Annotated in this window: 22 protein-coding genes, 2 tRNA genes and 1 pseudogene; 12 read left to right on the top strand and 13 right to left on the bottom strand. The window is 54.8% G+C overall.

Annotated features, from left to right (window positions below):
- The first annotated feature begins 153 nt into the window (after positions 1-153).
- Both FZF21_RS09355 and FZF21_RS09350 read left to right on the top strand, forming a co-directional pair.
- Positions 154-230, top strand: a tRNA-Val gene (locus FZF21_RS09355).
- A gap of 4 nt (positions 231-234) precedes the next feature.
- Positions 235-311 (top strand) — tRNA-Val (locus tag FZF21_RS09350).
- A 179-nt stretch (positions 312-490) separates the two neighbouring features.
- On the opposite strand, the gene FZF21_RS09345 is transcribed toward FZF21_RS09350, so the two are convergent.
- The 3 genes from FZF21_RS09345 to FZF21_RS22280 form a co-directional block, all read right to left on the bottom strand.
- Entirely contained in the window at positions 491-961 is a 471-nt protein-coding gene (locus FZF21_RS09345; RefSeq protein ID WP_149120969.1) for an Hsp20 family protein, read from the bottom strand.
- Positions 962-1,132: 171 nt separating this feature from the next.
- Positions 1,133-1,333, bottom strand: a complete 201-nt coding sequence (gene glgS / locus FZF21_RS09340; RefSeq protein ID WP_032650012.1) for a cell surface composition regulator GlgS — start codon at positions 1,331-1,333, stop codon at positions 1,133-1,135.
- 179 nt (positions 1,334-1,512) lie between these two features.
- Positions 1,513-1,635 carry a hypothetical protein gene (locus tag FZF21_RS22280; protein ID WP_254909560.1) on the bottom strand — a complete coding sequence of 41 codons (123 nt, stop codon included), beginning with the start codon at positions 1,633-1,635 and terminating at the stop codon, positions 1,513-1,515.
- A gap of 749 nt (positions 1,636-2,384) precedes the next feature.
- On the opposite strand from FZF21_RS22280, the gene FZF21_RS09335 reads away from it, so the two are divergent.
- A complete protein-coding gene (locus tag FZF21_RS09335; protein ID WP_149120970.1) occupies positions 2,385-3,980 on the top strand; it encodes an FAD-NAD(P)-binding protein in 1,596 nt (531 codons plus the stop codon).
- 27 nt (positions 3,981-4,007) lie between these two features.
- Here FZF21_RS09335 and FZF21_RS09330 read toward each other — a convergent pair whose 3' ends face one another.
- The gene (locus FZF21_RS09330; protein ID WP_015570694.1) at positions 4,008-4,643 is read right to left on the bottom strand and encodes a carbonic anhydrase; all 636 of its coding nucleotides are present in this window, start codon (positions 4,641-4,643) and stop codon (positions 4,008-4,010) included.
- Between the two features lie 72 nt (positions 4,644-4,715).
- Positions 4,716-5,498: an MBL fold metallo-hydrolase gene (locus FZF21_RS09325; protein ID WP_047737611.1), complete on the bottom strand. Its 783-nt coding sequence runs from the start codon at positions 5,496-5,498 to the stop codon at positions 4,716-4,718.
- A 125-nt stretch (positions 5,499-5,623) separates the two neighbouring features.
- Here FZF21_RS09325 and FZF21_RS09320 point away from each other — a divergent pair, with 125 nt between their 5' ends.
- Complete coding sequence (locus FZF21_RS09320) at positions 5,624-5,764, top strand: hypothetical protein (protein WP_003857665.1); 141 nt, start codon at positions 5,624-5,626, stop codon at positions 5,762-5,764.
- Positions 5,765-5,821: 57 nt separating this feature from the next.
- Here the strand turns inward: FZF21_RS09320 and FZF21_RS09315 are convergent, their stop codons facing one another.
- Positions 5,822-7,228: a DUF1996 domain-containing protein gene (locus FZF21_RS09315; RefSeq protein WP_149120971.1), complete on the bottom strand. Its 1,407-nt coding sequence runs from the start codon at positions 7,226-7,228 to the stop codon at positions 5,822-5,824.
- A gap of 144 nt (positions 7,229-7,372) precedes the next feature.
- A complete protein-coding gene (locus tag FZF21_RS09310; protein ID WP_032653328.1) occupies positions 7,373-7,540 on the bottom strand; it encodes a hypothetical protein in 168 nt (55 codons plus the stop codon).
- 245 nt (positions 7,541-7,785) lie between these two features.
- Here FZF21_RS09310 and FZF21_RS09305 point away from each other — a divergent pair, with 245 nt between their 5' ends.
- The 4 genes and pseudogenes from FZF21_RS09305 to FZF21_RS09290 all read left to right on the top strand — a co-directional run bounded on the left by FZF21_RS09305 (position 7,786) and on the right by FZF21_RS09290 (position 10,848).
- On the top strand, positions 7,786-8,616 hold the full coding sequence (locus FZF21_RS09305; RefSeq protein ID WP_044488997.1) for an ABC transporter substrate-binding protein: 831 nt from the start codon (positions 7,786-7,788) through the stop codon (positions 8,614-8,616).
- Between the two features lies 1 nt (position 8,617).
- On the top strand, positions 8,618-9,433 hold the full coding sequence (locus FZF21_RS09300) for an amino acid ABC transporter ATP-binding protein (protein ID WP_015570698.1): 816 nt from the start codon (positions 8,618-8,620) through the stop codon (positions 9,431-9,433).
- Complete coding sequence (locus FZF21_RS09295) at positions 9,433-10,179, top strand: amino acid ABC transporter permease (RefSeq protein WP_063623896.1); 747 nt, start codon at positions 9,433-9,435, stop codon at positions 10,177-10,179. Before FZF21_RS09300 ends, FZF21_RS09295 begins: the two co-directional genes overlap by 1 nt.
- Positions 10,163-10,848: pseudogene (locus tag FZF21_RS09290) on the top strand (ABC transporter permease subunit). The gene FZF21_RS09295 and the pseudogene FZF21_RS09290 overlap by 17 nt, the downstream one beginning before the upstream one ends.
- On the opposite strand, the gene fumD reads toward FZF21_RS09290, so the two are convergent.
- From fumD to FZF21_RS09270, 4 genes are all read right to left on the bottom strand, one after another.
- Entirely contained in the window at positions 10,829-11,038 is a 210-nt protein-coding gene (gene fumD, locus FZF21_RS09285; RefSeq protein ID WP_003857676.1) for a fumarate hydratase FumD, read from the bottom strand. The pseudogene FZF21_RS09290 and the gene fumD sit on opposite strands and share 20 nt — an antisense overlap.
- A gap of 108 nt (positions 11,039-11,146) precedes the next feature.
- On the bottom strand, positions 11,147-11,959 hold the full coding sequence (locus FZF21_RS09280) for a MetQ/NlpA family ABC transporter substrate-binding protein (RefSeq protein WP_003857677.1): 813 nt from the start codon (positions 11,957-11,959) through the stop codon (positions 11,147-11,149).
- Between the two features lie 23 nt (positions 11,960-11,982).
- On the bottom strand, positions 11,983-12,651 hold the full coding sequence (locus FZF21_RS09275) for a methionine ABC transporter permease (protein WP_017384621.1): 669 nt from the start codon (positions 12,649-12,651) through the stop codon (positions 11,983-11,985).
- Complete coding sequence (locus tag FZF21_RS09270; protein ID WP_017384622.1) at positions 12,644-13,666, bottom strand: ATP-binding cassette domain-containing protein; 1,023 nt, start codon at positions 13,664-13,666, stop codon at positions 12,644-12,646. Before FZF21_RS09270 ends, FZF21_RS09275 begins: the two co-directional genes overlap by 8 nt.
- A gap of 399 nt (positions 13,667-14,065) precedes the next feature.
- On the opposite strand from FZF21_RS09270, the gene FZF21_RS09265 reads away from it, so the two are divergent.
- From FZF21_RS09265 to lpp, 4 genes are all read left to right on the top strand, one after another.
- Positions 14,066-15,436 (top strand): cystathionine beta-synthase, encoded by a 1,371-nt coding sequence (locus tag FZF21_RS09265; protein ID WP_047737619.1) that lies wholly within the window; start codon positions 14,066-14,068, stop codon positions 15,434-15,436.
- 12 nt (positions 15,437-15,448) lie between these two features.
- The gene (locus tag FZF21_RS09260; RefSeq protein ID WP_149120972.1) at positions 15,449-16,594 is read left to right on the top strand and encodes a PLP-dependent aspartate aminotransferase family protein; all 1,146 of its coding nucleotides are present in this window, start codon (positions 15,449-15,451) and stop codon (positions 16,592-16,594) included.
- A 376-nt stretch (positions 16,595-16,970) separates the two neighbouring features.
- Entirely contained in the window at positions 16,971-18,392 is a 1,422-nt protein-coding gene (gene pykF / locus FZF21_RS09255) for a pyruvate kinase PykF (RefSeq protein ID WP_015570703.1), read from the top strand.
- 312 nt (positions 18,393-18,704) lie between these two features.
- Entirely contained in the window at positions 18,705-18,941 is a 237-nt protein-coding gene (lpp, locus tag FZF21_RS09250) for a murein lipoprotein Lpp (protein WP_001082307.1), read from the top strand.
- A gap of 60 nt (positions 18,942-19,001) precedes the next feature.
- On the opposite strand, the gene FZF21_RS09245 is transcribed toward lpp, so the two are convergent.
- A complete protein-coding gene (locus FZF21_RS09245; RefSeq protein WP_045347433.1) occupies positions 19,002-20,015 on the bottom strand; it encodes a L,D-transpeptidase family protein in 1,014 nt (337 codons plus the stop codon).
- Positions 20,016-20,112: 97 nt separating this feature from the next.
- A complete protein-coding gene (gene sufE / locus FZF21_RS09240) occupies positions 20,113-20,529 on the bottom strand; it encodes a cysteine desulfuration protein SufE (RefSeq protein ID WP_015570705.1) in 417 nt (138 codons plus the stop codon).
- Positions 20,530-20,533: the final 4 nt, after the last annotated feature.

Here is a 20,533-nt window from a genome sequence, read left to right as displayed (position 1 = left end):
TGACACAGTAGCCGCCGGCTGGCGGCTACTTTCTCTTCACTTTGCGCGGTAATGAAGCAATCGCGTGAAATCAGAGAGAAAAATGCATTTTCCCTCTTGCCACCTTGGGGCTGTGCCGCTAATATTCGTCCCCGTTGTCACCGACAACACAATGCGTTCATAGCTCAGTTGGTTAGAGCACCACCTTGACATGGTGGGGGTCGTTGGTTCGAGTCCAATTGAACGCACCATTCTGCGTCTGTAGCTCAGTTGGTTAGAGCACCACCTTGACATGGTGGGGGTCGATGGTTCGAGTCCATTCAGACGCACCAATCTGTTTTCTCGCACATTTCATTCCCGTTCAGCCTCATGCAGAGGCAGCAAACCTTTTAAGCACATCGAAAGTGACCTCCAGCCCGCGCGTGCCGCGAAAGAGCGGAATGGCATAAGCCCCATCAGGTTAGCAAAACGCCCGGCGTTTGCCGGGCGTGAAAACAACGTCAATCAATGATTACGGCTTATGTTCAATCGCCGGGTTGTTGTTGATGGCGATGCGCTGCGGTTTCTCTTCTTCCGGGATATCCTGGTGTAATTCAATCGCCAGCAAGCCGTTTTCCAGCGAAGCGCCGGTTACTTTCACATGCTCCGGCAGACTATAGCTGGCCCGGAAGTCGCTGCGGCTGATACCCCGATGGATCCACCCTTCTTCGCCGTTTTCGGTTTTCTCTTCTTCACGTTTACCGCTGATATTCAGCTGACCGCCAACGGTTTCAATTTCCAGTTCGCTCTCTTTCCAGCCCGGCACGCTCAGCGTCAGTTCATAGCGGTTATCACACACCCGCCGGATATTGTAAGAAGGCGTGGAGGGCAACGGCGTACTGCCGGTTAGCTGGCTAAAAAGGCGATCGATACGGTTAAAACGGTCCGCAAACAGAGAGTCGGAGAGATCGTTCAACATGGGAAAAGCTCTCAGAGTCATCATGTACCTCCTGAACAGTAAAAAAGAATATTCAAAAAGTTCATGTCTTACGGGCAGGTATTCCTTACCCGCTTTCTATATGAGGTTACCGCACAATATTTCAACCTCAGGAGCTGCAAAATGTAGCTGGAACTTAAAAAACGCAACGGGCCGTTAAGCCCGTTATTCGTTACATCATCGCAGTTCTATCACTCTCGCCCGCTCAGCCTGCTTTCGGTAGTGGTCATATCGCTCCCGGAACCATGCCTGCTGTTCATAATTCATATTGCCGGTCACGGCATCGATATCAACTGGCTGGCCCAGGGCGTACATACGGGCAAAACTGCGTGCCAGAAAATCAAAATTCTTTAATGCGTTTATATCTTGTCGCTTCATTAGCATATCCCTCCAGTCATTGTGATTACTGTTCAAGGTCATATGCTTTTCTGATCTCAGTATCCGCCCGAAAAAGATCGTTTTTTGAGCGATGCGTGCGCATCCATCTGCCAGTGTTCACATTTCAGGAACGACAAAACTCTTCTGCCCTGGTCATAATTTTCCCTCCCTTTTATCAATCATGCAGAAAACATAAACGCCAGCCATGCAGTAAGTTCGCCATGTAGCCGGAAGGTGCGAACGGCATGCTTTAATGCCAGACGCTGTAACAGGTCGCCCAGCGCGTTCAGGTGGGTTTCCACCTGCAAGCGTCTTATCAGTTCGAATAACAGACAAAGAACGTTTACACTGGCGGATTAATACTGATTTCCTGAACAAACGGGTAAATGGGTGAATCCGGGCTTGTTGGCCATATAGAGAAGGGCGCATGTAGGTTGCCGCGGTTGTGTATCGAACTGCGCATTGTTTTCTACAACACGCTGCTCCTGGCCTTTCACGGCTGTTTTCTTTTTCGTCTGCGCTTGCCTGGCGGAGGGGGAGGGTTTTACCTGCCGGGGCAGTTCGGAGGCACCATAACCTGAACAGAATCGCTTCGACTGGCTCAGACTTCCGTCATTGCAGACAAAACGACCATCCGATGTACAGTGTGCTATGCCATCTTTTGAGCCCGAGCAGGGCTGTCTTCCACGGGCGGCATCAGCCTGCATGTTAAAAAGTACACTGACCGTAAGATGGAGAATTCTCCTGATAAAATCAGCTGGTTCTCCTCACTGACGCTGTGCAGGTCAAGCCCGCCGGCGAAGTTACCGTACTTTTTAACCCCCATCACATACAGATAATCGTTAAACCTGGGACCAAACAGTCTTTCCTTTCAGAAATCAGGCAGAATCATATCTAATCAGCCAGGGTCAATTGAATTGACCTTCCCATAAGTTCAGGAAGGGGCGCAACATCCCCTCTTCAAAACGTCTTAATTTTTTCCTTCATTGAATGATTTAACCTTTCTCCTGCTACGCTTATTTTATGGTTCAGAAATGCAGGAACGCTTTCGATGAAAAAAATCGCCATTATCGGCTCAGGTCCAACAGGGATTTATACCTTTTACTCACTTCTTAACAACGCAGCACCGCTTTCGATCACCGTGTTCGAAAAGGCAGACCAACCCGGTGTCGGGATGCCCTACAGCGACGAGGATAATTCCCGGCTGATGCTGGCGAACATCGCCAGTATCGAAATTCCGCCCATTTTTATTACCTACCTCGACTGGCTCAAACAGCAGAGTGCGGCCCATCTTGCCCGCTATAACGTCGATAGTGAGAAACTGCACGACCGGCAATTCCTGCCGCGTATTCTGTTGGGTGAATATTTTCACGATCGGTTTCTTGCCGTCGTTGCTGAGGCGAAAAAGTCGGGCTTTCATGTCGAGGTGCACCCCAACGCAGAAGTCACGGATATTAAGGCTGATGCAGACGGCGTGGCCCTTTCAGTGAACGATGCCCCTTTCTCAAGGCGGTTTGATCTTGCGGTTGTTGCCACCGGCCACGTCTGGCCTGATGAAGATGAAACCACCCGCGCATATTTCCCAAGCCCATGGTCAGGGCTGATGGACGCGGAGGTCCGAGCCTGTGAGGTGGGGATCATGGGTACCTCCCTCAGCGGGCTGGACGCTGCAATGGCGGTTGTGATGCAGCATGGCCGGTTTAGCGGGGAGCAGTTCGTTGTCAATAAAGGCAGCGAAGGGTTAAATATCACGCTGATGTCCCGCACGGGCGTTCTGCCGGAGGCCGACTTCTACTGCCCTATCCCTTATGAACCGCTGTCCGTGTTAACGGAGTCTGTGGCGGAAAGTGAAATCGCCAAAGGCCCGGACGGGCTGCTTGACCGCATCTTTGCGCTGATGGTGAAAGAGCTCGAGCTGGCCGACCCGCGCTGGTGCCAGGCGATATCGCTCGGTACGCTGAATGCCGACACGCTTCGTGATGTCTGGTTTGAGGATCGTAAAAAGCATGGCCCTTTCACCTGGGCCGAAGCGAATCTGAAAGAAGTGGAGCGCAACAAGCGCGAAAAACGCACCGTTGCCTGGCGCTATACCGTGCTTCGTCTGCATGAAGTGGTTCAGGCCATCGTCCCTTCACTCAATGAGCGTGACAGAGAGCGGTTTAAATCCGGGCTGGAGCGTGTGTTTATCGATAATTATGCCGCCATTCCACCGCAGTCTATCCGCCGTTTACTGGCGCTGCGCGAGGCAGGGATCATTAGCGTGGTCGCACTCGGTGATGATTACGACCTGGATATCGGCAGCGATCAGACCGTCATCACCTCGGCAGAAAAGCGTTACCGCTTCGACGTGTTTATTGATGCGCGCGGGCAAAAGCCGCTCAGAAACAAGGACATTCCCTTCCCCACCCTGCGTAAACAGCTTGCGGAAACCGGCGATGATGTCCCGGACGTGGGGGAAGACTATACGTTGCTGGCGCCTGCATCACTGCGGGGGCGCATCGCTTTTGGGGCGATCCCCTGGCTGATGCACGATCATCCCTTTGTTCAGGGTTTGTCTGAGTGCGCTGAAATTGGTAAAGCGATGGCGAAAGCGGCTGGAAAACCTGCGTCGGGCGTGCGAAGGAAGTTACCATTCATGGAATTTTAACAGAGCTTCCCTGCCCTGCGGGGCGGGTTACTCGAAGAAGACGTCCGGGTTTTCCGACAGCGACACGAACGATTTAGTGTTCTTGTCCAGGGCAAGGATTTTGCCGCTTTCAATGTCATATACCCAGCCGTGCAGGCGAATAGCGTTGTTGCGCAGGCCTACCGCCACCGACGGATGGGTCTTGATGTTGCTCAGCTGCGCAAAGACGTTCTCCTGCACCATCGCATTCACTTTATCGATTGGCTTATCCCAGGTTTTCTTCTCAACCACCGCTTTTGCCGCATCAGAATAGCGCAGCCAGTGGGAAACGGCCGGCATCGGCTCCAGATCGGCGTTGTCAGCAATCGCCTTCATCGCGCCGCAGTTGGAGTGGCCGCAAATAACGATATCGGTCACGCCCAGGGCAACAACAGCATATTCGATGGTCGCAGAGACACCGCCAGGCTCCGGCCCGAACGGTGGCACAATGTTGCCCGCGTTTCGAATGACAAAGAGCTGTCCTGGCTCCTGTTGCGTAACCAGTTCCGGAACCAGACGGCTGTCGGAGCAGGAGATGAACAGCGCTTTGGGATTCTGACTGGACGCTAAACTACGAAAAAGCTCTTTACGTTGCGGGAAAATCTCTTTTTGAAAGCTGAGAAAACCTTCAATGATATGTTGCATAGCCATTTCTCTTTTATCTGTTTTAGTTTAGGTATGATCGCGATCACACTCGTAAAATTTAACCACCGCGCCTTAGCCGAGACAAGCAATATATTTCTGGCCCGACCGCTGCACGATCTCATCCGCGTTCGCCGGGATGTTCTGCCCTTCAAAGGCCCCGTACAGGCGCTGGTACGTTTTCCCTGTCAGTCGACCGATCATCGACTCAACGGTGCGGGCAGGCAGCGGCAGCATATTCGGATAACTCCACATAAACGACACGGCGTCCTGACCGGGCGTAACCTGCAAAATATCACCGGCCAGCAGCACGCCGTCGCATGACTGCCAGTGCAGCACCGTGCCGCCTGCAAAATGCCCGCCCAGCCGCAGCAGAGTCACCAAGGGCATAATCTCCAGGGCGTCCTCCTCCCAGAAGCGTATCGCCGGGCTGTCACGCATCACCCACTGCCGATCGCTGGCGTGCAGGTAGATCGGTGCGTTAAACGCCGCGGCCCACTCCTGCATGGTGGTGTAGTAATGTGGGTGCGAAATCGCGATCGCGCTGATCCCCCCGAGCGCGTCAACTAACGCTCTGGTCGCCGGGTCAAGGTTGGCGATGCAGTCCCACAGAACATTGCCCTGTGGCGTACGCAGCAGAAGCGCCCGCTGGTTGATGGCAAAAGAGGGAACGGTTTTGATGCTGAACAGCTGCGGCTCCAGCTGTTGCCATTTGTTGGTGTGCGTGGTCGTAAGGCTGTCGAAGTCCGTCCATGCCTGGCCCGTCACCGGGACATACTGGCGTTCATCGTCGCAAATCGGGCAGTTTTTGGGCTGTTCATCGTAAGCGGTACCGCAGGTTTTACAGAGTGTAATCATCGGCTTTCCTCAGCAATAAAGCACTGAGTATGGCAGGGATTATCCATATGTGCTGAGGGGTGCCTGGCCCGCTTTTTTTGACTTATACTGTGCGAGTATCAAAAACTGAATAACGCAGGTGGCACATGGAAATTGATCTCGATAACTTAGTCTTTAACGGGCTGGATGAAGCAGAAGAGCGCAACGCGGAACGTCTCGACGATGCGGATAAAAAAGCCCAGGCGATTGTCGCCGATGACGACTGCGGCGATGCCTGCAAGATCTGAAGAAAAAGCACCGGGCTCCCCGGTGCTTTTTTTATGAATGCCTTTTGCTACCCGCTATCAGATCTCCGGCGTTTTGCTAAACCCGGTCAGCATCAGGATCAGGCTTTGGGGAGATGACCCCGTCTCAAACTGATAGTGATTTCCCTGACGATCGCCGCCGATATACCACGAAATGTCGGTTTTCCCTTCTGCCAGCGCCTTGCGCACCGCTTTATCCACGTCCACCATCCGGTATTCGCGGGAGTGGTTCAGATACAGCACCGCATCCGAGCGATAGTTGCAGGACGGTCGTGAATGCCAGCTCACGGTGGCCGGTTCCCAGTCGTTACTCGCCGGATAGAAGAAGATTTGATCCGCGCCGTCAGTTTCCACTTTCCCGCCATAAATTCTCACGCGGTATTTAAACTTGGCAGGATCCTGTCCGACAGGCAGCGGAGGGATGTTGAACTTCACCAGCGACAATGTTTCGCTGTTTTTCGTGCGTCCACCGTTCTTCCAGTTATCCTGCACCAGTAAGACCTGGGGATCGGGCTGTGAAAGTGCCGGTTCCATGCTGCTGAGCCAGACGTTAGCCTCCGCTTTTGAATAACCATACGGCACGGTGGTGCCGCAATCCATTCCCCGGTTCATGCACAGGTCGGTCATAAATCGCGCGGCATCTTCCGTCCAGCCGTTCATGAAGTCAGCATGCGCCGTATACAGGCTCCCCCACCGCTCTTCACGCTCACTGCCATGCATGATGGGGTCGAGGGAAAGCTGGACTTTACTGGTATCCAGAGAGCTAATTGTCGGGAGCACGTACGCAATATTCATGTTCACCGTCGGGATCTTCACCGGGAAGGCGGACGGACACTGTCCTTTCGTATCGTAGGTGGCGTTAGCCAGGCCGTGGGCGGGCTTCAGGTTGACCCCGTCCCAGCAGTTCGGGAACTGAATGCCGATATTAAACTGCACGGCATCCTTCGCCTTGCGTAAGCCGCAGACTTCACCCGTTCTGGTGGTATAGCCCTTACCATTGGCGCATAAAAAGGTGATATGCGTATTTGGCGCGGTGCCATGATGATCGCCCGCCAGCAGCGACAGCCCCGGCGGAAACGGATGAAGCGGCCAGGCGTCAACGTTCGATGCCTGATAATAGGTTTTTTGATAGGCGGGTTTGACTACCGTTCCGTCCGGCAATTTTAGCGACGGAGCCCAGTAGGCCGAGCTGTCTGCTTTGTTATCGCAGGTGGTCTTTTCCTGGGTACGCAGAGATTCATGGCTGGAGTAAGCATCCGCGTGCACGTTACCAAAAAAATCGTGCAGCATAGCCTCATTGGGCATGCCGAACATCATAATGGCATCATCGCCGAGGGTGTGGGAATAACTGCATACAACATGCGCCTGTGGACCAGCGTGTACCGCCTGCATGGTAAGCAGAAGTGCGGAGGCAGAAAGCGCGGGGGTTAATACTGTCCGTTTCATTATTATCTCCATCTGTGAAAGGAGATAGTGGTAACAAAACGGCCATCATTTACCGAGGATTAGCCTGGGTATTTTTCCCTTCATCCTCGCTTTACAGACACCACGCACAGTTCATTCCAGTACATTTCGCGCGTCCGGCGCAGTTCAGCGTGACGTTTTATCATGGAACCACTCCGGGTCGATGTTGGCTACGTCCACGCCATACAGGCTGGCGACAGGCAGTATTGACTCAAGAACACGTTGCGCGCTGTTCTCCGCATTCACTGGTCGGGGCGCAAAAAACCGCCGTAACGTGCTTATCCATTTTTTCATCGTCATTACCCTTCTCGCTTAACCTGTCCTCAGTTAAACACCCAAATTGCGCCCGGGGGAAATATCAAAATCCACTGTCGATGTGCAGGATCTGCAAATAGCGCCCCGCCGTCTGCTCTCTTCTTTAACACCTTGTTCACTCATGCTTTTTTTCTCATAGCAAAGAACGATTTCTTATTTGGCGATAGCTTTCCCTTATGGGAGCGTAACGGGGTAAAACAAAAACAACGGGATGGCGTATGACTATGGCTGCAAAAATGAAAGGGTTTAAAAAACGGGCGCAGGTTCTGGGATTAGTGGCAGCCTGGGGCCTGGTTTCAGCGCAGGCGCAGGCCGATCGGCTGGCGGATATCAAGGCAGCAGGCGTGGTGAAAGTGGCCACGTTTGATGCCAATCCACCCTTTGGCTCGATTGATGCCAAAACGCATGAGATAGTGGGTTACGACGTGGACTTCGCCAAAGCGCTGGCGAAATCGCTCGGCGTAAAGCTTGAACTGGTCGCCACCAATCCGGCTAACCGTATTCCGCTGCTACAGTCCGGAAAAGCGGATCTCATCGTGGCGGATATCACGATCACTCCGGAACGCGCACAGGTCATTGATTTCTCAACGCCTTACTTTGTCACCGGCCAGCAGTTCCTGGTTCCGGCAAAATCACCGGACAAGCTTGATGACTATAGCCGGGCACGCATTGGCGCCGTAAAAGGTACGACGGGTGAACAGGCGCTGCACCAGCGTTTTCCGCAGTCCCGCGTCCTCTCTTATGATGATATTCCGCTGGCGCTGACGGCACTGCGCAATGGCAACGTGCAGGCCATTACCCAGGACAGCACCATTCTGGCCGGTCTGCTGGCGCAGGCGCCGGATAAAGCCGACTTCAAAATCCTGCCCGACCTGCTCAGTAAAGAAGAGATTGGCGTGGGGGTGAAAAAGGGTGAAACGGCGCTGCTGAAAGCCGTTAACGATGAGCTGGTAACCCTGGAGAAAAACGGCCAGGCGGCAAAAATCTATGACGTCTGGTTCGGTCCAGGCACCCCAGCTCCACAGCCTCGTAACTTTAAAATAGAAGCCCGGTAATATGCTCTCAGGTTTATTTTCACGCTCCGCGGCCAATGCCGCGGATTTTTCACGTCTGGAACAGGCCAGCGTTGAGTTTCGCCATGTGGACAAACGCTACGGCGATCATCCGGTTTTAACCGACATTAACCTCACCATCATGCCGGGTGAAGTGGTTGCCATTCTCGGCCCTTCGGGTTCCGGAAAATCGACCCTGATTCGGCTTATCAACCAGCTTGAGAGCCTGAGCGGCGGGGAGATTCTGATCGACCACAAGCCGACCGGACAGCTTTCCGGCAGCAGGCTACGTCAGTTACGCAGCCGCGTCGGGTTTGTGTTCCAGCAGTTCAATCTCTATGCCCACCTTACCGCCAGTCAGAACATCACCCTGGCACTGGAGCACGTTCACGGCTGGAAACCCCTGCCCGCCCAGGAGCGCGCGCTGGCGCTGCTGGAGAAGGTCGGCATGCTGGAGAAGGCGCACCGCTTCCCCGCTGAACTTTCCGGCGGACAGCAGCAGCGCGTGGCGATTGCCCGTGCTCTGGCCTCGTCGCCGCAAATCATTCTCTTTGACGAGCCGACGTCGGCACTCGACCCGGAAATGATTGGCGAAGTGCTGTTTGTGATGAAAACCCTCGCCCACAGCGGGATCACCATGATTGTCGTTACCCATGAGATGCAGTTCGCCCGGGAAATTGCCGATCGAATCGTCTTTATCGACGGCGGAAAAATTCTGGAAACCGCGCCCCCGGCGCAATTTTTCAATCAACCGTCGCATCCCCGTGCGAGGCGTTTCCTGCAAAAAGTGCTGGATCCGCTGCATCAGGAGCAACTGTAATGCCCGCTCTGGACTGGCAGGGGGTGCTGGCCGGACAGCCCCTGCACTGGATCCTCTCCGGATTTCTCACCACTCTGTGGGTGACGCTGGCGGGGATTATGCTGGCCAGCCTGCTCGCCTTGTTCTTTATGCTTTTGCGGCTTTCCGGGGGACGTTTCGGGACATTGATCGTCAGCTGCTGGGTATCGCTGTTTCGCAATACGCCGCTGCTGGTACAGCTGCTGTTCTGGTATTTCGCCGCCTGGAACGGGTTGCCGCAGGGGCTGCGTGACGCGGTGAACGCAGACCACAGCTGGTCCATTTTGCCCGGTAACGTCTGGTGGTTTACGCCCGAGTTTTTATGCTCCGCCTGGGGGTTAGGCGTCTTTACCTCGGCGTTTTTAATTGAAGAAGTGGAATCGGGGCTGCGTTCCGTGCCTGCCGGACAGCGGGAGGCGGCGCTCGCCCAGGGATTTTCCTCATGGCGTCTGTTTCGCTACATTCTTCTGCCACAGGGGCTCGCTAACGCGTGGCAGCCCGTCGTCGGCCAGTACCTTAACCTGATGAAGCTCTCCTCGCTCGCGAGCGGGATTGGCTTCGCCGAACTGACCTACCAGGTCCGCCAGATAGAAAGTTACAACGCCCATGCACTGGAAGCCTTCACCGTCGGTACGGTGCTCTACTTGCTTACCGGGATGGTGACGGGAAGCGTGCTGGTGCGCCTCGGCCCCCATTCAGGGAGGAAATATCATGATCCCCGGATTTAACGTTATTGTCGAAAACCTGGATTATCTGCTTTGGGACGTGCGGCTGCGGGAGAACCCGGCGGCGTACTGCTCTCACTGCTGATGGCCGCAGGCGCCGCCGCGCTTGCCCTGCCCGGCGGGATTGTGCTGGCTTGCGTCGCCTGGCGCTATCCCGGCGTGGTGCGCAGTGCGCTGTTTGCGTGGGCAGAGTTGATTCGCGGGATCCCCCTGATCTTCGTGATATTCTGGATGTGGTATCTGCTGCCACTGATAACCGGCAGGGATCTCCCGGGCGCGACGACCGTCACGCTGGCGCTGGCCTGGTTTACCGCGGCTGCGGTGATGCATTCGGTGTTAGCCGGACTGAGAGCCCTGCCGTCGGGCCAGAATGAGGCCGCGCTTTCTCAAGGGTTCAGTACGCAGCAAACGCTGTGGCGCGTGCTGCTGCCGCAGGCGCTGAGAAATATTCTGCCGTCGCTGGTGGGGATTTTTATCAGCCTGCTGAAGGATACGTCGCTGGCGTTTATCGTGAACGTTCCTGAACTGACCACGGTGGCGGGACAGATCAACAACCGGGTGCAAATTTACCCGGCGGCCATTTTTATCTTCACGGGTGTGATCTATTACCTGCTCTGCTGCTCGCTTGAGCTGCTCGCGAAGCGCTGGCGAGTTAGCCGGCCAGCGCTTTAACCACCGTTTCCATCGCTTTGGTGGTCAACTCACTGCGCTTAACGCGCTGGTTCGCCAGCGCGGTACGCAGAACGCCCGCAATGACAATATGTTTCGGCTCCTGCCCTAAATCACGCATTTCGAGAACGACCTTGCCTACCACCCGACACATCTCCTGGTACAGCGCTTCGTCTTTGGTCACATTGCCCATTGCCATCACTCCGTTGCCCTAAACCGTCAGCTTAAATCATTCGTCGGCTGGATACAAAAAAGAAGCCCGGCGTGTAGTTCGCCGGGCTTCGTCTGGAAAATCAGGAGATTAGTTGTTTACCGGGATGACTGCGCCTTTGTATTTGGTGCGGATCCAGTCCTGAATCTCTTTGGAGTGCAGCACGTTCACCAGCGCGACGATATCCTTCTTCTTCTCGTCACCGCGATGAACGGTAATGATGTTGGCGTACGGGTTATTCTCACCGCTTTCAACCGCAATTGGATCGTGCACCGGATCCAGACCGGCATCAATTGCGTAGTTGGCGTTGATCACCACCGCAGCACCTTCGTCGTTGTTGTACATCTGCGGCAGCAGAGATGCCTCAACGTTAGGGGTGAATTGCAGCTTTTTCGGGTTCTCCACGATATCGCTGATGCGCGCGGTCACTTTATCGATGCCAGGCTTCAGCTTGATCACGCCCTCTTTTTCGAAGATGGAGAGAATACGCCCTTCCTCGGAAACCGCATCACGCATGATGATTTTGCCGCCTTCGGGCAGATCCTTCAGCGATTTGTATTTTTTCGAATAGATACCGATCGGCTCAATGTGGATTGCGCCCGCACTGACAAAATCATAATCCTTATCGCCCGCGTGATCTTTCAGGACGCTGTTCAGGTAAGGGATGTGCTGGAAATAGTTGGCGTCAATGTCATGCCCCGCCAGCGCCGTGTTTGGCAGAATGTAGTCCTGGAATGGTTTAATCTCCAGATCGATCCCCTGCTTCGCCAGAATCGGCTTAGCCTGCTCCAGAATTTCCGCGTGCGGGGTGTTGGACGCCCCCACGGTGAGCGTGTCCGCCCAGGAGGCAAAGCTCAGGGCACTCAGGGTTGCGGCGGCGATCAGTGTCAGTGTCTTTTTCATGATGTGGTTCCTGTGTGTATTTATTAGCGTTTATCTAACAGTGAAGTAATGGCATCGCCGCAGAACTGGATAATGAACACGATGATCAGAATGGTCACCGTTGCCACCAGCGTGACGTCACCATGGTTGCGCTGGAATCCTTCCAGATAAGCCAGATTTCCCAAACCGCCGGCACCTATCACCCCTGCCATTGCGCTGTAGCTCACCAGCGCAATCAGCGTCACCGTCATACCTGAAACCAGTGCGGGTGAAGATTCCGGCAATAAAACCCGAAACACTAACGTGCTCAGCCGCGCGCCCATCGAACGCGTGGCCTCAATGACTCCTTTGTCTACTTCTCGCAAGGCAATCTCGACCAGACGGGCGTAGAACGGCGCCGCGCCCACAATCAGGGCGGGCAGCGCAGCGTTAGCGCCGAGAATGGTCCCCACAACGGTCTTGGTGAACGGGATCAGCAGAACGATGAGAATGATGAACGGAATCGAGCGGAACACGTTCACCACAATCGACATCACGCTGTAGACCGTGCGGTTGTGGAATAACCCGCCGCGGGCGGTTAAAAACAGCGCCAGACCGAGCGCGATCCCCAGGACAAACGTCGCCACGCCGGAAAGCGCGGTCATGTAAAGCGTCTCCTGGGTTGCAGCCCAAAGCTGATCCCACTTCAGGTGCGGAAAGAGTTCTTCAGCCATGCTTGATTACCTCGCCTTCAATATCGCTTTGCTTCAGGTCGGCGAGGATATTGTTCAGTTGTTCGTCCGATGCCACCACGTGCACCCAGAGCTGCCCGAAAACACCGTGGGCGGTTTGCGTCATTTTGCCGTGCAGGATGTTAAACGGCAGGCCGTAGCGCAGGGTCAGTTCACCGACGATCGGCCTGTGCGTGCTGTGCCCGGTGAAGGTCAGCCTGATCACCGTGCCTTCCAGATCGTTTGCCAGTTCGGTATTGAAGGTCTCTTCCTCCGCGTACTGGCTCACCTGGCGGACAAACTGCCGGGTGATCGGCTGCTGCGGATGCGTAAACACGCTCAGCACGTCCCCCTCTTCCACCACCTTGCCGTTTTCCATCACCGCCACGCGGTCGCAGATTTTGCGCACCACGTGCATCTCATGCGTAATGAGTACGATGGTCAGGTTAAAGCGACGGTTAATGTCCAGGAGCAGATCGAGGATCTGATCGGTGGTCTGCGGATCCAGCGCCGAGGTGGCTTCGTCACACAGCAGTACGTCCGGATGATTGGCCAGCGCGCGGGCAATGCCCACACGTTGTTTTTGCCCGCCGCTCAGCTGGGATGGGTAGGCATTCTCGCGCCCCTTCAGGCCGACCAGCTCCACCAGCTCGGCAACGCGAGCCTGAATTTGCGCTTTTGGCACACCGGCAATTTGCATTGAAAAGGCGATATTTTCCTTCACCGTGCGCGACCAGAGCAGGTTAAAGTGCTGGAACACCATGCTGATTTTCAGGCGTGCCTGACGCAGCGCTTCTCCCTTCGCGGCGGAGATATCCTGACCGTTAATGGTGACGCTGCCGGCGCTGGGCTTTTCCAGACCGTTCAGCAGACGGATCAGCGTACTTTTCCCGGCCCCGCTGTAACCGATGATCCCGTAAATCTGTCCCTGCTCTATCGTCAGGTTGACGTTATCTACGGCTGTCAGCGCCTGTTTCCCGTTGTCAAAAACCTTCGAAATATTGCTGAGTACAATCATTCTTATTCGTTATCCGTTTCGCATATAGCGGTTTAGCAGTATGGATGTCCAAAAGATAGTAAACAGCCGTTATCAGCTTTTAAATGACCAAAAAAGAATTTCTTATAATGCTCAGGAATAAGCAGCGAACTGGCGGGTGAAAAGCATTTAGATGAATATCAGCAATAATTATCTGCCATTTGCATATCAGGTCTTACTCACCCGACGAAATCGGCTAATTTTGCAGCACTTTATGCGGATATAGCCATCCTCACATCCGGACAACTTTACGTCTTGCTGTCTTTCCATCTGAAAACACAAGGATTATTCCTTTCCGTTCTAAAACTCAGTGAAAGGTTCTTTATTGAGAAAATTTCATGGTTCTATCATCCGGTCATCACCTCTTCACAGGACATGACCATGACGCTTTACCACTCCGTCACCGAACTGATTGGCCGTACGCCGCTCATCCAGCTGCACAAGCTGGACACCGGCCCCTGCTCGCTGTTTCTGAAGCTGGAAAACCAGAATCCCGGCGGCTCGATTAAAGACCGCGTCGCGCTGTCGATGATTAATGAAGCCGAGCGTACGGGCCAGCTACGGCCCGGCGGCACCATTATTGAAGCCACGGCGGGGAACACCGGCCTGGGGCTGGCGTTGATTGCGGCGCAGAAGGGCTACTCGCTGATCCTGGTGGTGCCGGACAAAATGAGCCGCGAGAAGATTTTCCACCTGCGCGCGTTAGGGGCGCAGGTCGTGCTGACCCGTTCAGATGTGAATAAAGGGCATCCGGCCTACTACCAGGATTATGCCCGGCGGCTGGCGAACGAACTGCCAGGCGCGTTTTATATTGATCAGTTCAATAACGCGGCCAATCCGCTGGCGCACCGCACCACTACCGCACCGGAACTGTTTGAACAGCTTGACGGCCAGATCGATGCCATCGTCGTCGGCGTGGGGTCCGGCGGTACGCTGGGCGGCTTACAGGCGTGGTTTGCAGAACATTCGCCGCAGACGGAATTTGTGCTTGCCGATCCGGCCGGGTCGGTGCTGGCGGACCAGGTTGAAAACGGACGCCATCACGATGCCGGATCGTGGCTGGTTGAAGGGATTGGCGAAGACTTTATCCCTCCGCTGGCGCACATCGAAGGGGTTAACCGCGCCTGGCGCATTACCGATCGCGAGGCGTTCACCACCGCCCGCGATCTGCTAAAAACGGAAGGGATCCTGGCAGGCTCCTCCACCGGCACGCTGCTGGCGGCGGCGCTGAAATATTGCCAGGCGCAGACTACGCCAAAACGTGTGGTCACCTTCGCCTGCGACAGCGGCAATAAATACCTCTCGAAGATGTTCAACGACGACTGGATGCGCCAGCAGGGGCTGATTTCGCGTCCGCAGGCAGGCGATCTCTCGGACTATATTGCCCTGCGCCACGATGAAGGCGCGACGGTGACTGCCGCCCCGGACGACACGCTTTCCACCGTGCTGGCCCGCATGCGCCTGTACGACATCTCCCAGCTGCCGGTGCTCGATAACGACAAGGTCGTCGGCATCATCGACGAGTGGGACCTGCTGCGACACATCGGGGGAGATGCCGATCGCTTCTCACTCCCCGTGACGGCAGCCATGACGCGTCAGGTCGAATATCTGGATAAGCAGGCCCCGGAGAGCGCCCTGTACGCCATCTTTGACCGTGGCCTGGTGGCGATTATTTATGACGCAGATCGCTTTCTGGGTCTGATCACACGCAGTGACGTACTCACCGCCTGGCGTAACCGCCTGACGAAATAAAAGGAGCAAAAGATGAAAAACCTGGCCACCCTCAGCGTTCACAGCGGTGAGTATCACGACCCGCACGGCGCCGTGATGCCGCCAATTTACGCCACGTCGACGTTTGCGCAACCGGCACCGGGTGAACATACCGGCTACGAATACTCCCGGAGCGGCAATCCAACCCGCCACGCGCTGGAGACCGCCATCGCCGAACTGGAAGGCGGCACGCGCGGGTACGCTTTCGCGTCAGGGCTGGCAGCCATTTCCACCGTGCTCGAACTGCTGGATAAAGACAGCCATATCGTCGCCATTGACGACGTGTATGGCGGTACGTATCGCCTGATCGAAAACGTGCGCAAGCGCAGCAGCGGGTTACAGGTGAGCTGGGTTAAGCCGGACGATGTAGCCGGGCTTGAGGCCGCCATTCGCCCGGACACCCGCATGATCTGGGTGGAAACGCCAACGAACCCGCTGCTGAAACTGGCCGACCTGGAGGCCATCGCGGACATTGCCCGGCGCCATAATGCGATCAGCGTGGCGGATAATACCTTCGCCTCCCCGGTCATTCACCGGCCGCTGGAGGCGGGGTTCGATATAGTGGTCCACTCCGCCACTAAATATCTCAACGGTCATTCAGACGTGGTTGCCGGGCTGGCTGTTGTCGGGGCAAATAAGGATCTCGCGGAGCGTCTGGGCTATCTGCAAAACGCGGTTGGCGGCGTTCTGGATCCGTTCAGCAGTTTCCTGACGCTGCGGGGGATTCGCACCCTCTCACTGCGCGTTGAGAAACACAGCGCCAACGCGCTGGCGATTGCGCAATGGCTGGAGCAGCATCCGCAGGTAGACAGCGTGTTCTATCCCGGGCTGGCGTCACATCCCCAGTATGCGCTGGCCCGCAGACAAATGGCGCTGCCGGGCGGCATGATCTCCGTTGTGATTAAAGGCGATGCGCAACGCGCGACAGAGGTGATCCGTCATCTTACGCTCTTTACCATGGCGGAAAGTCTGGGCGGTGTGGAGAGTCTGGTGAGCCAGCCCTACAGCATGACCCACGCCTCCATACCACTGGCGCAGCGTCTTGCAAACGGCATTGTGCCGCAGCTTATCCGCCTGTCGGTGGGGATTGAGGATGCGAAGGATCTGATTGCCGACCTTCAGCAGGCGCTGGAAAAGTGAGCAAAAAACGGCGGGCGTTGCGCCTGCCGTCATAAGATGACATTAGGCCTTAACGCCTTGATAACAAACTTATGTGAATCTGCACAGATTGTTTTGAAACGCTGTTTCCATTTTCCTTTTTACTGTAAATCAGCGTATAATGCGCGCCAAATCCCTGGTGAATGGTTTCAGCGCTTGGAATACAAAAAACAACGTACAACTTCTCCTCTCCTTCGTTGGGCTGGCACTCAGGCACACTTTCTTCTGCACGCTCATTTGATGTCACCTATTCTTAGTGCGTGTCATATACTCTTTCGCAACACAGGTTTGACTCCGCGGCGGTGCGCCCCCGGAGCGAGATTTCCATATCCTTCCCAACTTAAAGACTAAGACTGTCATGAAAAAGACGAAAATTGTTTGTACTATCGGCCCGAAAACCGAATCCGAAGAGATGCTGAGCAAAATGCTGGATGCCGGCATGAACGTGATGCGTCTGAACTTCTCCCACGGCGACTATGCTGAACACGGTCAGCGTATTCAGAACTTGCGCAACGTGATGAGCAAGACCGGGAAAAAAGCGGCAATCCTGCTCGACACCAAAGGTCCTGAAATCCGCACCATCAAACTGGAAGGCGGTAACGACGTTTCCCTGAAGGCGGGCCAGACCTTCACCTTCACCACCGACAAATCCGTTGTAGGTAATAACGAAATCGTTGCCGTGACCTACGAAGGCTTCACCAGCGATCTGTCCGTTGGCAACACCGTGCTGGTGGATGACGGCCTGATCGGCATGGAAGTGACCGCGATCGAAGGTAACAAGGTTATCTGTAAAGTGCTGAACAACGGCGATCTGGGCGAAAACAAAGGCGTTAACCTGCCGGGTGTGTCCATTGCGCTGCCAGCGCTGGCTGAAAAAGACAAACAAGACCTGATCTTCGGCTGCGAACAAGGCGTGGACTTCGTTGCTGCCTCCTTTATCCGTAAACGTTCTGACGTGGTTGAGATCCGTGAGCACCTGAAAGCGCACGGCGGCGAGAACATTCAGATCATCTCCAAGATCGAAAACCAGGAAGGCCTGAACAACTTCGACGAAATCCTCGAAGCGTCTGACGGTATCATGGTAGCGCGTGGCGACCTGGGCGTTGAAATCCCGGTTGAAGAAGTGATCTTCGCGCAGAAGATGATGATCGAGAAATGTGTTCGCGCGCGTAAAGTGGTTATCACCGCAACGCAGATGCTGGACTCCATGATCAAAAACCCACGCCCTACCCGCGCTGAAGCAGGCGACGTAGCAAACGCCATCCTCGACGGTACCGATGCCGTTATGCTGTCTGGCGAATCTGCAAAAGGGAAATACCCTCTGGAAGCGGTCGGCATCATGGCGACCATCTGTGAGCGTACCGACCGCGTGATGAAAAGCCGTCTGGATTACAACAACGACAGCCGTAAACTGCGCATCACCGAAGCCGTGTGCCGTGGTGCGGTAGAAACCGCCGAAAAACTGGAAGCCCCACTGATTGTCGTGGCGACCCAGGGCGGTAAATCTGCGCGTGCCGTGCGTAAATACTTCCCGGATGCGACCATTCTGGCGCTGACCACCAACGAAACCACCGCGCGTCAGCTGGTGCTGAGCAAAGGCGTGATCCCACACCTGGTGAAAGAGATTGCCTCTACCGATGATTTCTATCGTCTGGGTAAAGAAGTGGCGCTGGAACTGGTTGATTGTGGCCTGGCCCAGAAAGGCGACGTGGTGGTTATGGTTTCTGGCGCGCTGGTTCCAAGCGGCACCACCAACACGGCATCTGTCCACGTGCTGTAATATTTCACGAACAAATTATTGTTTTGTTAAAAAGCGTCCTTCGGGGCGCTTTTTTTATTCCCGCCTTTAACCAGAACTATTCAAAAAGCAAATCGGGTTTTTCTATTTAATCGCGATTTATCTAAGATGAATCCGATGAAAAATGCCTTTTTTAACATAGCTTTTTCGTCAAAATTGCCGATTTCGTTGCTTCTTTGAGCGAACGATCAAAAATAGGTGTAATCCCATCAAAAAAATATTCTCAACCCAAAAAACTTTGTGTAATACTTGTAACGCTACATGGAGATTAACTCAATCTAGAGGGTATTAATAATGAATCGTACTAAACTGGTACTGGGCGCGGTAATCCTGGGTTCTACTCTGCTGGCAGGTTGCTCCAGCAACGCTAAAATCGATCAGCTGTCTTCTGACGTTCAGACTCTGAACGCTAAAGTTGACCAGCTGAGCAACGACGTGAACGCAATGCGTTCCGACGTTCAGGCTGCTAAAGACGACGCAGCTCGCGCTAACCAGCGTCTGGACAACCAGGCTACTAAATACCGTAAGTAATAGTACCTGTTAATAAAATGGCGCACATTGTGCGCCATTTTTTTTGCCTTCGTCAAACCTCTACTGAAGCGCTTTCTCTCCCTCGCCTTCCGCCACCGCCGCTGAGACACGACTGTTCTGTACCGACAGGACAGAATTGCTGGCTGAAGAACCACTGCCTGCTGACACGGCAACCGGGATCCCCGCTCTGCGCGCCAGGGCCTTGTCGATTTGCGTTTTATCGCTACCTGACTCCGCTGCAAAGGCGGTAAACGCCGCCGAGTGCGTGAACGGCACCGTCTGTGGGTTTTCGCCCTCAGCCTGCGCCAGCGGCCTGTGCACTTCGATATAACGTTTGCCGTCCGGCTCGACGGAGAACTTCACCGGCTCATTGATGATCTGCACCCGCGTGCCGACGCGCACTTGCTCAAACAACGCTTTGATATCCGGCGCGTTCATTCGCATACAGCCCGAGCTGACCCGCAGCCCTACGCTGTCCGGCGCGCTGGTGCCGTGAATAAGATATTCCCCATTCCCGATGCCCAGACGCAGCGCAAAGCGCCCCAGCGGGTTATTTGGCCCTGCGGGTACCACAGGCGGCAGTTTAATGCCCTGGGCCAGTGAGCGCGCTCTGATGCCCGCTGTGGGGGTCCAGGTAGGGTTAGGGATTTTCTGACTCACACGGGTGGTGCTGACCGGTGTTTCCAGCCCAAGCTGACCAATACCCAGCGGATAGACCTGCACGATATTTTCGCCTGGCGGATAGAAGTAAAGACGCAGCTCCGCCAGATTCACCACAATGCCCTCGCGCTCGGTGTCTGGCAGTAGCATCTGGGAAGGGATCGTAATGACCGTTCCTGGCGCAGGGTTCACCGGTGCAATGGTATTATTGGTTTCAAGGATGAGCTGTGCGGCGGTATTAAAGCGACGAGCGATAGACTGAAGTTTATTGTCACCTTCCTGAATGGTGTATGTCTGGTTTTGCCCAATCAGGCGGCTGCCTGCGGGCGGTAAAGGATAATCAACCGCCCTGGCTGAATTAACAGCACTGAGCGAACCAAGGAGTAATAGAGTTATTAGAGACGCGCGCTTCATGCTGAGATTCCTTATTCACTGACCAAACGTCAGAAAGCTGAAAAACCAGCGAGGTGGAAACCACCCCGCGAAACAGAATGAATGCTGTTCTGTCAGTTTAGCTAAGGATTGCGGCTTTGGCGCGTATGGCGCGGATCATCGCTTCCAGCCCCTGGGATCGGGACGGGGTGAGGTGTTGGGTTAAGGCCATTTTTTCAAACCACGGGCGAACGTCAAAGGCGACAATATCCTGCGCCGACATCTGATGATAAAGAATAAATACGACGGCAATAAGCCCCTTCACAATGGCGGCATCGCTGTCACCCTGTAATTGAATTACGCCTTCGTCCGTCTGCTGCATCAGGATCCAGACCTGGCTCTGGCAGCCCTGAATGATGTTGTCCGGGTTATGCGCCTCTTCGCTGAGCGGCGGCAGGCGCTGACCCAGCTCGATGATATAAAGGTATTTCTCTTCCCAGTTTGCGCAACGCCCAAAGTTGCGCAGCAATTTATCTCTGTCCGGCAAATCTGCCATCTCT

It is taken from the genome of Enterobacter sp. LU1 (assembly GCF_008271405.2).
Classification (GTDB): domain Bacteria; phylum Pseudomonadota; class Gammaproteobacteria; order Enterobacterales; family Enterobacteriaceae; genus Enterobacter; species Enterobacter hormaechei_C.
This window is presented reverse-complemented; position numbering and strand designations above follow the sequence as displayed.